The organism is Bacillus sp. FJAT-47783, assembly GCF_022808615.1.
Taxonomy (GTDB): Bacteria; Bacillota; Bacilli; order Bacillales; family Aeribacillaceae; genus Bacillus_BZ.
Map to the genome: position 1 here is coordinate 31,323 of NZ_JAKZKS010000005.1, position 13,821 is coordinate 45,143.

Below are 13,821 nucleotides of genomic sequence, written 5' to 3' on the forward strand. Positions count from 1 at the left end.
TGGGTGCAAATTTGCGCAAGTTTGGATCATAACTCCACAAGTTATGAAAATAGTCCGCAAGTCATGAAAGAAATCCGCATGTTAGAAATTTATAATTTCCTTAACAACAAAAGGGGCTGTCCAAAAAAATTCATATTCAGGTAAAATACTCCAAAATGAAGACCTAAAGAATGCTGTAAAAATCAACATTCTTTAGGTCTACCTTTTTAGATTTAGGGGCGTAAATACTACTTTTCGGACATCCCCTGACGTTTAATCATCTACCATTTTCCCTTGTACAAAGACTTTCTTATGTACTTTTATGTTTAATTCACGAGCAAACTGCTTTAGTTTTCGTTCTTCTCTCGGTGTTACAATCGATATAACCGTACCAGACTCAGAGCCTAGTCTTCCTGTTCGGCCGGAGCGGTGAACATACTGAGCTTTTGTTTCTGGAAAGTCAACATGGATGACGTGGGTAAGCCCTTTTATATCCAGGCCTCTCGCTGCTACATCTGTCGCTAAAAGTAAAGGATATCCACCATTACGAAAAACTTTTATCGCTTTCGCACGCATTTCTTTCTTTAATTCACTATGGAGAACTCCTACGGATATTCCTTTAAACTCAAGCTTTTGCGCTAATACATCGAGCCCCCCTATATCGTTTTCAAACGCAAGTCCCTTTAATCCATCGATTCTTGCTACTCTTCTAAGAATATCTACTTTCTCCCTAGCTTCACAAACAAAGTAAATATGCTCAACGTTTTCCTTTGTTTGAACAGCTTCACTTTTCACTAATATAGGCTCATTCATCATTTCTTTTGCCGATTGCTCTGTCTTTTTATTTAAGGTCGCAGAAAATAATAAAATCTGGCGATCGCTCATCGTTGATTTCACAATGCTTTGAATTGTATGGATGTGCTCAGGTACTAATAGCTGATCCCCTTCATCAAGTACAATCGTTTGAACCGTATGCATTTTTATTTTTTTCATCTTGATCAGCTCATGCACACGTCCAGGTGTTCCGACAATGATTTGCGGGCGCTTTTTTAATTTTTCGATCTGTCTTTTCAAATTGGCTCCACCGATAAAAGAAGCCCCTGAAATACCGCTTCCCGCTGTCCACTTTACAATTTCGCTATGTATTTGCATGACTAATTCGTGCGATGAAGCAAGAATAACGACTTGAATGCTTTTATTTTCACGATCAATTTTTTCTAACAACGGCAATAAATAAGCAAGGGTTTTCCCCGTTCCTGTCGGCGATTTCGCTAGGATGTCTTTTCCTTCTATGATCAAAGGAATCGCCTTTACCTGAATATCGGTTGGATTTTTAAATCCAGACTTTTTCCAAACCTCCTGTAAAAAAGGCTTCATTGTTGTTAAAAATGGTAAAGTTTCTGTCATAACGTTCTCCTTTTCTGAACAGAGGCGCCTGTCGTTTTAGTGATAACTCCTCTTCCTATATATGATTTCTGAGGGTACATTTTTATTATGTTTGAAAAAGTCACTTCTAACACGATTTGTGCTATTGAAGTGACTTTAGTCTAATATTTTTTTGCCCATTTATCAATCGATTCGTAATCTTCTTTCGTGTCATATGACCTTTCGAAATTTTCAAATCTCTATCTCCAGCGAATATCCTTCATTAGAATCACGAGATCACTCTCTTTCTGAATCATATTTAAATAGATATCCCTTTTAAATTATATCATAATCAAAATAGTGGCGCCGGGACCCCTGCTACAGTTTGCCAATTGATTTGAGGGACTTTAAGGAAAGCAAAAGTTGAAAATTCGTTTCTGGATCCCTTAAGCATCCGTCTAGCATTTGATCAATTTTATTCATTCGATAGCGTAAACCACTTACAGACAAGGCTAATGCCTCAGCTGTTCCCTCCAAATTTCCACCATTCAGTAAAAACGTATACAAAGTGTTTAATAGTTCAATTTTTTTCTCATCCAGTTCACCATCATATAATTTTCCAAGCTTATATTTAGCAATTTTCTCTACAGCCGCTTCATTATTGCTATTAATTAAAATGCCGACGATCCCTAGCGATTCAAAGGTAACAACTGGCATCTGTCGGGACGTCATTCTTAGTGCTGTTAACGCTTCTTCATAAGCATCGTGTGCATGAAGGATATCGTCATTTTTCAAACTGATTCCAGCTTGACATTCTACTACGATACAACGATTGGCTAATTCCTTTAAAAAAGACTGGCAAAGTTCAAATACCGATTCCCTCGGCTCAGTTAAGAAAATGATAATCGTAGAATCACGCTGACCAACGAGAACATTCAATCCTTTTCGTTTAAAAAAATGAGCCGTTGCTTCAAGTATTTGTTCGTAAAGGATGAGTTCCTTTTTTATATCTTTAGCAGATAAATGGTATTGAATAACGATAATATAATATGCTTTAGATAAATCAAGCGAAATTAAACTTGCTCGTTTGAAAACATCTTGCTTCTCAACATATTTTCCGCTTAATATTTCATCTAAAAAACGACCTTTCATTCGTTCGGTTGATTCAAATTTCGTTTTTTCATATAGCAATAATAAGGAACAGGCAGAACACATACGTTCAATAAACATCGTGAGGATTTCAGGTTTATCTACCTGACTTTTCTCTAGAAAGAAGGAGCAGTAACCTACTTTCTTTCCTTGTAAAAAAATGGGGGATATAAGGCGGTAGTATGCGTTTGTTTGAATCCATTTCGTTTTTTCAACCAGCGGGGATCTTGCAACGATTTCTTGTTGCGCCTGCTTTAACCACTCCTCATCAATTCCTTTGTATGCGAGCGGCTGATGGTGAATATTTTCAATTAAAACAGCATTTTCTGTTTGTTCATATATTACTTGAACGATTGAATCGAGATGATTACCTTTTATAATTTCTTCTGTTAGCATCTTGTGAACAAGCATCACTTTTGCTAATTGATTCTTTTCTTCCAAAAGCTTTTCATGGGCTAATTCTAGCTCCCGTAGAATCGGAAGCTCTTGACAATATCCTATTTGCTCCGCCGCTTCCTCTCCCCATTCAGACGCAAGTTTGCCAATCCAGCGACACTCATCGCTCCCCGATCCAACGCACTCTGTTTCTTTAAAAATTACCGTTTCACCAATAAGGTGCGTCACATATCCACTCGCATAGCCGGTGAGCGTAAAGCATACGGGTACATCAGACAAACCGAGTTGCTGAACATGTTCAATCGCCTCATAAGAATCACACCAAACACCCTCCATGTAAAAGCGAACGACTTTTCCAGCTTCCTTTACAATGTTCAAGTGTTCTAACGATGCCCGAACATGACCTTTCAAAGAGTGAAGCACCGGGCCGTATTTCACCTGCTCCTCTAACGTATCGAAAGAAGAGGCGAGCGCTTTTTCCCCATCTTTCTGACCAATTTGCCAGCCGTAACGAAAGAAGAACGCCTTCATCCGATTTAAGCCAATATTTTCAATTAAATCTTTTCTGAGCGTGCCGAAAGCTTCGCTCGAAATAAGAATCGAACGCGTATCATCGGCATAAACCATACCGTTTTTGCACGTAATGTTTAGCTGTTTTAAAAACGTGTTCTCCGCACTCATCATGATCCTCACCCTTTTAATTCATTCATTTTTCAAGCAAGGATGATTGTTGTATCGCCTTTTGTGTACGTTTGGCAAGCTAGTACATATCCTGCCTCTCGCTCCTCATCCGTTAACGCACGCTTTGAATAGACTCCAAGACGAAACTGTCCGGCTGTTATTTTCACCTTACACATCCCACACCCACCCTTAGTGCATGCATAAGGAACCTTCACTTTCTGCTTCAAAGCCGCTTGTAATAAAGATTCCGGTTCACTCAACGGAATCGTAACCCCCACGGTAAACGCTTTCAATATCGGTCACCTCTTTATTTTAACTGATTTTTCAGAAATATCTACCTATTATCGAACATCTTAAAAAAGGAAAAGAGTAAAGTGCTATTTTTTGCACTTTACCCGTGGTGTCTAATCATTTCAAAGCGATACAAATATTCTTCGCCTCTGAGAAAAATTCAAGGCTGTGATGCCCACCTTCTCGACCGATGCCACTCTTTTTAAACCCTCCGAACGGTGCACGTAAATCGCGGACAAACCAACAATTCACCCAAATCGTACCAGCGCGGACATGATGGGAAATACGATGGGCGCGTTGCAAATTTTCCGTCCAGACGACACCATTTAATCCATAATCGGTGTTGTTCGCAATCTCCAGTGCCTCTTCTTCTGTATCAAATGGGATAATTGTTACAATCGGGCCAAAGATTTCTTCCTGGCAAATGCGTGCTTGTGGGTTTTCTTGAATGTAAACGGTCGGCTCTAAATAATAACCATCTTTTAAATAATCCGGTAGTTTAGGGCGAGCTCCTCCGCAAACAAGCTTTGCATTTTCACTATGCGCAATGTCTAAGTAGCTCGTCACTTTTCGATAATGCTCTTCACTTACAACTGGTCCCATATCCGTCGTTTCATCTTGAGGATCGCCAACTTTTAAGGCAAGAGCTGCCTCTTTAAAACGATCGACAAACTTGTTGAAAATCGAACGCTGCACGAGAATTCTCGATCCGGCTAGACAGACTTGCCCAGAATTTAAAAAGGCAGCTTGAATAGATACGGGAATCGCTTTATCTAAGTTGGCATCTTCAAAGACGATATTGGCTGCTTTTCCCCCTAGCTCAAACGCAACCTTCTTCAACGAATCCGCTCCATTTTTCATAATCGCTTTTCCGGTTGATGTTTCACCAGTAAAAGAAATTAAATCAACTTCGGGATGGGTTGTCATGTATTCCCCAGCCGAATTCGGCCCAAAACCTTGAATGACATTAATAACCCCATCTGGAATGCCTGCCTCTTTTGCGATTTCCCCAAGAAGAGATACCGTCATCGGCGTAATTTCCGCTGGTTTAATGACAGCTGTATTCCCAGTTGCTAGACACGGGCCAAGCTTCCACGTCGTTAACATAAACGGCAAGTTCCATGGCGTAATAAGCGCCGCCACTCCGACCGGTTCATAGCGTGTATAGTTTAAATATTCCTCACCCATTGGATACACTTCTCCGCCTTGCTGCTCCATGAAATTTGCGAAGAAACTAAGATTGTGAGCAGCGCGAGGAATCTCTTTTTTTAATGCGACTGGATACGGTTTTCCAACATCTAACGCTTCTAAACGAGCGATCTCTTCTTTTCGTTCTATAATAATTTCCGCCATGCGGCGAATTTTCGCACACCGCTCTGCTAGCGACATCGTGCGCCACGGTCCTTCTTCAAAGGCACGGCGAGCAGCACAACAAGCGCGATCGACATCTTCCTTCGTTGCTTCGTGAACACGAGCAATGACTTGTTGCGTTGCAGGATTTTTCACTTCAAAGACAGAACCGTTTCCTGATTCCACATATTCCCCATCAATAAACAATTTAATTTCTTTTACTTTCGTTTGCACATTTTCCATTTAATTCTCCACCTTTGTTCGTCGCTTTTTCACCGATTCGCCCGCAATTCCCCAGTTCTCCGGCGGCATTTCGTTTATCATCACGCGGATATTTTCCTGTGGACATTCAAGGATCTCTGCTATCTTCCACGTTACTTCTTTAATAAGCTGTTCCTTCTTTTCAGGTGAACGACCTTGGAGTATATTGATTTGAACAAATGGCATCCCGCCTCACTCCTTAAATGTAATGTCCAATGATCCAATTCCATCAAAGTGAACAGAAAAATGATCACCTGGTGCAATCGTCACAGCTTTCGCTAAGGCACCTGACAAAACGATATCCCCTGGTTGAATCGATTGGCCCGTTTCAATTAATTGCTTGGCTAACCAAGCAACAGCTCGTGCAGGATGTCCCATGACAGAAGCCCCTGCACTCGTGGACTCAATTTCTCCATTTTTCTTAAACACCATCCCCATTAACCGTAAGTCTACTTCATCAGGTCGATGGAGGTTTTCACTAAGAATGAAACGAGATGAGGAAGAATTATCCGCTATGACATCTGCGAGCGTAAAATGAAAATCGCGATAACGACTGTCAATGACCTCCATTGCCGGAGCAATGTAAGCAGTAGCATCTAAAATCGCCGCCGTCGTAATCGAAGGCCCTTTCACTTCTTTATCAAATACAAAGGCAATTTCCGGTTCAATTTTTGCGTGAATAAACGGCGCCACCGACACTTGTTCTCCTTCAAACAACTGCATATTCTCTAATAGGACACCATATGTAGGTTCATGGACGCCCATCATTTCTTGTTTCGCGCGACTTGTTAAGCCTAACTTATAGCCTGAACGTCTCGTTTGTTCTCGTTCTTCTTTTATTTTGATCAGCTTTCTTTGAATCTCGTAAGCAGTTACAACTTGTAACTGCGGAAAACGATCGGTCATTTTACCTACTTCTTCCGCCTGTTTTTCCGCCTCATATAATTGTTCGGCTACTTGATCCATCCATTCAGTTGTTACTGTCTTCATCTATTTATCACCTCTTACTTGGATACGGGAATGAGCTAGTCAAAAGAGTCTTTATCCCTTTTATTCTTTTACCCTCTCGCAGTAGCAATTTGAGCGGCGATATCATAAATTAAGTCTTCTTGACCACCGATCGCTTGCATGCGACCTAACTCAACTAAAATATCGCGTTCATCGACGTTGAATTTGCGCGCAGCATCATTTGTGTGTAAGAGAAAACTAGAGTACACACCAGAGTAGCCCATGATTAAGCTTGAACCCGTAATTTCTTGTGGACGAGGCATAAAGGAAGCGACCACTTCATTGGCTACATCCATGGCCTTGTAAAGATCCACGCCAGTCTCCATATGCATTCGCTTAAACACCGCCACCATCACTTCGGTTTGCGTATTCCCACTGCCAGCGCCAAGGCATCGTAAACTTCCATCTACATACGTTGCTCCCGCTTCTACTGCCGCCACTGTATTCGCCATGGCCATCGATAAATTATTATGACCATGAAAACCAATGTCACATTGGAGCGCCTCTCTTAAAGCCCCAACTCGTTCTTTTACTTCATAGGGGAGAAGGGTACCAGCAGAATCGGTTACGTACACAATTTCGGCACCATAGCTTTCAAATAATTTCGCTTGTTCAACGAGCTTCTCAATAGGAGCCATATGCGCCATCATTAAAAAGCCGACTGTTTTTAACCCGAGTTCCCGGCCAAGACTAATATGTTGACGAGCAACATCCGCTTCCGTCACATGTGTTGCGACACGCACCATTTTCGCTCCCGCTTTAACAGCGTCTTGCAAATCTTCTTTGAGCCCAATTCCTGGTAATAACAACACAGATACTTGTGCTTCTTGACACTCATCAGCTGCCGCTTCAATGAGTGTTAGTTCATCTACTTTAGAAAAACCATACTGTAAAGAGGAACCACCTAATCCGTCACCATGCGAAACTTCAAAGTAGCGTATACCCGCTTGGTCAAGTCCCTTAGCCGTTTCTCTTACTTGTTTCTCCGTAAACGCATGCCGCATCGCATGACTTCCATCTCGAAGTGTTACATCGACAATTTCAATGTCCCGTTTTGTCATCATTCTCCTCCTCTACTTCAGTGAGACTTCTTTCAATTGCTTCGCGATCTCATCGCCTACCTTTGCCGCTGCCGCTGTCATAATATCTAAGTTTCCTGAATAAGGAGGAAAGAAATCACCGGCACCTTCGACCTCGATAAAAACCGTCACCTTTCTCCCCTCGAACTGCGGCTTACCACGTAGGCGATAACCTGGAACATATTCTTGTACTGTTTGCACCATTTGTTCAATCGAAGTAACGATGTTTTGTTCCTGTCCTTCTTGTTCAACTAACGCATGAATCGTATCGCGCATAATAATTGGTGGTTCCGCTGGATTTAAAATGATGATGGCTTTCCCTTTTTCCGCACCTCCGACTTGTTCGATCGCTTTTGCTGTCGTCCGTGTAAATTCATCGATATTCGCTCTTGTTCCCGGACCTGCACTTTTACTCGCCACTGTTGCAACGATTTCAGCATAGTTCACTCGTACGACTCGGCTAATCGCCGCTACAATCGGAATCGTTGCTTGGCCACCGCATGTGACCATGTTTACATTCGCTTCTGTAAGATGAGCATCTAAATTGACTGGCGGTACAGTGAATGGGCCAATCGCTGCCGGCGTTAAATCAATCACTTTTTTTCCTAAAGCAACTAGCTTTTCACTGTGAATGTGATGGGCTTTGGCCGTTGTTGCGTCAAACACAATGTCGACTAAATCCGGCTTTTCTAGTAATCCATCAATCCCTGAATCTATCGTCTCGTAGCCGCGTTCACGCGCCCGCTTCAACCCTTCTGATTCAGGATCAATCCCAACCATGACACTCATTTGTAATTGGTTACTTCGTTCGACTTTGTACATTAAATCCGTTCCGATATTTCCGGAACCAATAATGCCTACTTTAGCAGTTGTCATCTCGCCCCTCCTATTATTTAAATGTCGCCGACACCGATCCGATATGATCAAAATCGACTGTCCATTGATCCCCACTTTCGACAGGAACTGCTTTTGATAATGCACCTGAAAGAATGACTTCACCTTTATAAAGGGAAATATCATATTTTACGAGTGCATTCGCTAGCCACGCCACCGCGCGCGCTGGATTTCCCATGACCGCTGCTCCAGCTGCTGAATCAAAATATGTGCCATTTCGATAAACGGCCATACCGATATGGGAAACATTCACTTCATCTAGCTTTGTCGGCTTCCCCCCTATGATGACTCCAGCGGAGGAGCCGTTATCAGCGACTGTATCTTCAAATGAAATCTTCCAATCTTTAATACGGCTATCAATAATCTCAATCGCCGGTACGATATAATCGGTCGCTTCAACGACATCCAGTACCGTTACACCTGGACCTTTTAAATCCTTTTTCAACACAAACGCAATCTCAAATTCTAGCTTAGGCTGAATAAAACGAGATAGTGATACATCAGAGCCATCAAGATGCATCATCGTATTGAGTAAATGTCCGTAGTCTGGATTATTTACTTGAAACATCTCCTGCATTACCTTGCTCGTTAAACCAATTTTTTTCCCGACTACTTTCCCACCGGCTTCAACCTTTTGGCGAATTTGTTCTAATTGTGTGTAATAGGCCTCATCGACTGTCATCTTTGAAAATGGGGCAATGGGCTTTTTCGTCCTTTCTGCCTCAAGCAACTTGCTTGCTCGCTCTTGAATTGTCACACCTTCACCCCCTATTTATGTCAAGGCCTTGGAGAAAGACTCCAGCATTTCACGGCGATGATAGAAAATACCTGTACCGATTTTATCCTCGGTCCATGTAATCGTTGGGAAATCCGAATACGATATATACCCGCTCGCAAACGCTTCATTACGGTTACCTGATGGGTCAAAGAAGTAAATCGTTTGGCCTCGTGTAATCCCATGACGAGTAGGTGTCACTTCCACAGGCACTTCATTTTTCGTTAAAATATCGGCTGCTTTTAATACTTCATACCAGTTATCTACATAAAAGCCCGCATGATGAAACTTCGCATCAGGACCTTTGACAAAAGCAATATCATGAGCTTTATTCGTCGCCGCTAAGAAACTTCCAAGCATCACTTCCCCATCAACAGTAACGATTCTCTCTGTTTGGTGAAAATCAAGGACTTCGGTAAAAAAGCGGGTCGCGGATTCTAAGTCATCCCCAGTTAACAATGCATGATCTAAGCGATGAGGGGCGATGCCTTTTAATCCATCAGGCCACGGGTGTGGGTTCACATGGCCTGTTCCTGTCCCCACCTGTTCAATCTCTGCGTACAATTCCATTTCGTGTCCTGTCGGAATTTTAAAGCGAATTGACTGACCTTCTGCTAACCTTGTTTGATTCGGGACACGAGTAAGCTCGCACCCAAATTGTTCAATTTTATATTCTAATTTCTCTAATTCATAAATATCCTTCACTTTAAACGCCATATGATCCATTCCAGCAGAGTCTGATTTTTGTAAAATAATGCTGTGATGATCGTACTCATCCCAGGCCTTTAAATAAACACGCTCTCCATCGCGTCCCGTTTCTTCTAAACCGATAATGTCGGTATAATATTTCACCGACTCTTCTAAATCCATCACGCGCAGCTCCAGTCGCCCAATCCGCATAATGCTACTCATTTGTTAACCTCCTCCTTTATTTGTATTAAAGCCGCCTCACAGCAAGCTTGATCTTCTTCTAACGTTCCACCGCTCACACCAATTCCTCCGGCAAGTGTCGTGCCGCAACGAACGGGATAGCCCCCACCAAATACAGTGAGCCGATTCGTGTGGACGATCCCTGTTTTCAACGATGGTTCATCCTTAATTAACTCGTACCATTCATGAGTAGGTAAACCAAAGGCCGCTGCTGTATATGCCTTATTTTGAGAAATTTCTGCACTTAACAATGGAGCGTGATCCATTTTTGTAAACGCAATTAAATGCCCCCCATTATCCACAACCGCAACGTTGACAGCAATTTGAAGCTCCTCTGCTTTGTTCACAGCCGCTTCTAGCATCCTCATCGCAAGATCTCTGGAAATTGTTTTTTGTTCAAGAAACATCTTTTTTCCTCCTAAACAAGTAACTGCTCTTTTTCTTGCCATTGGGTAAAAAGACAGCGTTTCCATTCGATCGTGACTTGCTCCCCTTGTACAAGATTCGAAATTTCCACATCTCGTATTAAAATTTGATCCGGCTTTTTCAACACAACTACCTCCGTATTGAAACTTCCTTTTTGGCTATGAATCGTTACTACATACCGTCCTGAGGAAGGAAGCATATAATATGGTTTCATCAAAATCATAGTTCCTACAACTCGACCTTCCACGCGATATGTTTCACCTAAACAAGAAGGAAGTTCCTCTACTGCTCCAGTACGAATTTTCTCACGAATCAACGTGGAGCTAATTTTTTCCCCATGACAAGCTACTTTTTCTACTTTTGTTACTTCAAGAAGACCGCGTGCGTCCATTTTCATACGATCCATATGCCCTTCGCCACGGTAGCCGTAAGCATAATCGAAACCTGCTACGACATGAAGTGCGCCAAGATTAAGCAAATAGTTCTTTACAAATCTTTCAGGTTTCAAGGAAGCAAATGACTGATCAAAAGGAACAATGTAGCAAAGATCGACCCCTAGCTTTTCAAAAATTCGTTGCTTCTCTTTGACCGGCATTAAATAATCCACTTGTTGTTTTCCTTTTGATAGCACCTCTTTCGGATGCGGAAAAAAACTCATGACTGCGAGCGGTACACCTTTTTTTCGTGCAATTTCCCTTGCTTCACGAATTACCTGGCGATGACCAAGATGTACACCATCAAAAAATCCAAGAGCAACGACACAAGGTGTCGATTGTCGTTCTAGCTCGCTCAACTTTTGCGGATCTAAATGAATGGTTTTCAAGTGTAGCCCTCCTTTAAGTGGTTGACACTTCCTGTAGCAATGAACGGTAGCGACCACTAAAGTAAATGAGCGGCTCTCGTTCTTCTATTTGAATTGCCGTCACTTTTCCAATAAATAATGTATGATCCCCTTCCACATGCTCTGCTGTCACTTCACATGTAATTTGGGCCACACTACCTGGAAGCACTGACTGTCCTGCAAGTTTCCCAAAAGACACCTCTCGTTTTTCTTTGATCTGTCCTGCAAAAATCATCGAAAGGTCTTGTTGATCTTCAGCTAAAATATTGACAGTAAATTTTTGACTGTTTTTAATTTTTTCTAGCATTTGCGCTTTTTCACCGATGGAAATGACCACAAGCTTTGGATCAAGCGAGACGGACATAAACGCATTTGCCGTCATGCCATGCACATCGCCCTCTACTTCCGTTAAAATAACGGTCACTCCCGTAGCAAACTTCCCCATCGCATTTCGAAATTGCCGATCATCCATGTTCGGACTCCTCCTTCTTTCTTTTTACTTGCCCGTAAAAATGGAATACAGTGTAACTTCATTCAGTGTTTTTTCATCCCCCACTGATTTTAGTTAAACCAATCGAACCTTTACGGACAGTTGTCCCCCACTTATCTTCGGGGTCTTACTTCCCGTTAAAAGTGGGATAAACTTATTTAACTAGCTCTTTTTGACCAGCTTCTTTCCAAACAGAATTGGTCCAGCCATGTAAGTCATAATCTGCTAGTGCTGTGTCAACAAATGATTTGAATTGATTTGCCGCTCCGGTTCCTTCAGCGTGCTTTAACGCCTCTAATCGTATGTTTTCGTGATTACCAGCATAGTTCACTTCATATAGTTCATGACGTCCACCAAACTCGGTACCTATCGCATCCCAAATCATTTTCATCAACTTCACGCGTTCTTCAGCATTAATCCCTGAACCACGATAATATTTATCTAAATAAGGACGAAGCTCTGGACTTAAGAAATCTTTGGCACTCGATGGTAACTGAATTAATCCTCCTGCGACTACTTGCTCGAAAATATTTTTCACTCGTACCCATGTCATTGGCGCAAGCACACGATAGGAATTTGCATAGAATCCATTCGGAATGGCGACTCCGTTTTGACCAAACTCTGGATCTGTCGCCATTGCAGTTGTTAATCCCCAGAACATATTACGCAATGCAAGCACCTCACCAATATTCGCTTGCACCCCTCTAAATTGTTTTGTGCCTGCAGCTTCTGTCGCTTTTAATAATAGCCCTGCCATGAAATCTAGCTTTACCGCAAAGCGTGTACAGCCGTGGAACGTAAAACGGTTAAAAAAGCCAGTCTGAACGAAAAAGTTATTAGTAATATCGATGTTTTTGTAAGCCAAAACGTCTTCCCACGGAATAAAAACATTGTCTAATACAATGACCGCATCATTTTCGTCAAAGCGACTCGATAATGGATAATCATAAGGGGATCCTGTCGTTGCCGCCTGCAACTCATAAGATTGACGACTAATCATTTTCACACCTGGAGCATTCATCGGCACAAAGAAAATAAGTGCGTGACTTTGATCGCCATCCCCTAAATCCATCGGTCCATAGTTCGAAACAAAGTTATAATGAGTAAGCGCCGCTGCTGTTCCAACCATTTTCGCACCACTTACAACAATTCCATCATCCCGCTCCTTTACCGCCCGAACAAATACATCTTTATTTTCATGAAGTGGCTTCGAGCGATCGACTTGTGGATTAATAATCGTGTGATTGACAAATGGCACTTCTTTCGTCGTTTTTTTGTACCAACCCTTTGCACTTTTCTCAAATCCTTGGTAATATGTGGAGTAAGCATCTAAATGAGCAGTGAACGATGCCTTGTAATCAGGGGTGCGTCCCATAAATCCATAGCTCAATCTAGCCCATTGAGCGATCGCATCCCTTGATTCTAATAAGTCTTGTGCACTTTTAGGCGTCTTGAAGAACTTATGCGTCTGGTCACCGTATTCCGTCTCCGTCGTTAAAATTTTTCCCATCTCAGGATCATGAAGCGCATCATACATACGAGCGATCGAGCGTGCTGAATTTTGATAAGCCGGGTGTTCCGTTACATCGGCTATCTTTTCCCCATTTAAATACACCGCCCTGCCATCCTTTAAGCTTTCTAAATACTCCTGACCATTTAACATCTTTTTCACTCCCCTTTTTTGTAAACCCTTACATAGATTTTTCTGAAATATCAAATAATATCTCTTGTTATCTATCTTACTTTCTCAGAAAATAGGAAACAATGACACGAGCTGTCAGAAAAAAAGAAGTTTTCAACCGTTATATGTTGGAAGAATTTTACGAAAAGTCTTGAACGGACTAAACGATTCAGCATGACAAAGAGCGAAAAAATGGTCGCCATTTGATGTGGTATGACTTTTTCT

14 protein-coding genes are annotated in these 13,821 nt (G+C 41.9%); all 14 read right to left on the reverse strand.

Features of this window, described 5'->3' with window-relative positions; translation table 11 throughout:
* Positions 1-252: 252 nt before the first annotated feature.
* Positions 253-1,386, reverse strand: coding sequence for a DEAD/DEAH box helicase (locus MLD65_RS05690; protein WP_243290920.1), 1,134 nt, complete (start codon positions 1,384-1,386; stop codon positions 253-255).
* Positions 1,387-1,722: 336 nt separating this feature from the next.
* Positions 1,723-3,573 (reverse strand): XylR N-terminal domain-containing protein, encoded by a 1,851-nt coding sequence (locus MLD65_RS05695; protein WP_243290921.1) that lies wholly within the window; start codon positions 3,571-3,573, stop codon positions 1,723-1,725.
* 29 nt (positions 3,574-3,602) lie between these two features.
* Positions 3,603-3,848, reverse strand: coding sequence for a 2Fe-2S iron-sulfur cluster-binding protein (locus MLD65_RS05700; RefSeq protein ID WP_347709272.1), 246 nt, complete (start codon positions 3,846-3,848; stop codon positions 3,603-3,605).
* 130 nt (positions 3,849-3,978) lie between these two features.
* Complete coding sequence (locus MLD65_RS05705) at positions 3,979-5,454, reverse strand: aldehyde dehydrogenase (RefSeq protein WP_243290922.1); 1,476 nt, start codon at positions 5,452-5,454, stop codon at positions 3,979-3,981.
* Positions 5,455-5,658 carry a 2-hydroxymuconate tautomerase gene (locus tag MLD65_RS05710; RefSeq protein ID WP_243290923.1) on the reverse strand — a complete coding sequence of 68 codons (204 nt, stop codon included), beginning with the start codon at positions 5,656-5,658 and terminating at the stop codon, positions 5,455-5,457. It abuts the gene before it with no gap.
* A 6-nt stretch (positions 5,659-5,664) separates the two neighbouring features.
* A complete protein-coding gene (locus MLD65_RS05715; protein ID WP_243290924.1) occupies positions 5,665-6,462 on the reverse strand; it encodes a 2-keto-4-pentenoate hydratase in 798 nt (265 codons plus the stop codon).
* Positions 6,463-6,530: 68 nt separating this feature from the next.
* Positions 6,531-7,544, reverse strand: a complete 1,014-nt coding sequence (dmpG, locus tag MLD65_RS05720; RefSeq protein WP_243290925.1) for a 4-hydroxy-2-oxovalerate aldolase — start codon at positions 7,542-7,544, stop codon at positions 6,531-6,533.
* A gap of 9 nt (positions 7,545-7,553) precedes the next feature.
* The gene (locus MLD65_RS05725; protein ID WP_243290926.1) at positions 7,554-8,435 is read right to left on the reverse strand and encodes an acetaldehyde dehydrogenase (acetylating); all 882 of its coding nucleotides are present in this window, start codon (positions 8,433-8,435) and stop codon (positions 7,554-7,556) included.
* Positions 8,436-8,448: 13 nt separating this feature from the next.
* Complete coding sequence (locus tag MLD65_RS05730) at positions 8,449-9,210, reverse strand: 2-keto-4-pentenoate hydratase (RefSeq protein WP_243290927.1); 762 nt, start codon at positions 9,208-9,210, stop codon at positions 8,449-8,451.
* Between the two features lie 15 nt (positions 9,211-9,225).
* Positions 9,226-10,140 carry a catechol 2,3-dioxygenase gene (locus MLD65_RS05735; RefSeq protein WP_243290928.1) on the reverse strand — a complete coding sequence of 305 codons (915 nt, stop codon included), beginning with the start codon at positions 10,138-10,140 and terminating at the stop codon, positions 9,226-9,228.
* Complete coding sequence (locus tag MLD65_RS05740) at positions 10,137-10,565, reverse strand: GlcG/HbpS family heme-binding protein (protein WP_243290929.1); 429 nt, start codon at positions 10,563-10,565, stop codon at positions 10,137-10,139. The genes MLD65_RS05735 and MLD65_RS05740 overlap by 4 nt, the downstream gene beginning before the upstream one ends.
* 11 nt (positions 10,566-10,576) lie before the next feature.
* Positions 10,577-11,407: an FAD synthetase family protein gene (locus tag MLD65_RS05745; RefSeq protein WP_243290930.1), complete on the reverse strand. Its 831-nt coding sequence runs from the start codon at positions 11,405-11,407 to the stop codon at positions 10,577-10,579.
* 13 nt (positions 11,408-11,420) lie between these two features.
* Positions 11,421-11,897, reverse strand: a complete 477-nt coding sequence (locus tag MLD65_RS05750; RefSeq protein WP_243290931.1) for a flavin reductase family protein — start codon at positions 11,895-11,897, stop codon at positions 11,421-11,423.
* A 172-nt stretch (positions 11,898-12,069) separates the two neighbouring features.
* Positions 12,070-13,578, reverse strand: coding sequence for a 4-hydroxyphenylacetate 3-hydroxylase family protein (locus tag MLD65_RS05755; RefSeq protein ID WP_243290932.1), 1,509 nt, complete (start codon positions 13,576-13,578; stop codon positions 12,070-12,072).
* Positions 13,579-13,821 lie beyond the last annotated feature (243 nt).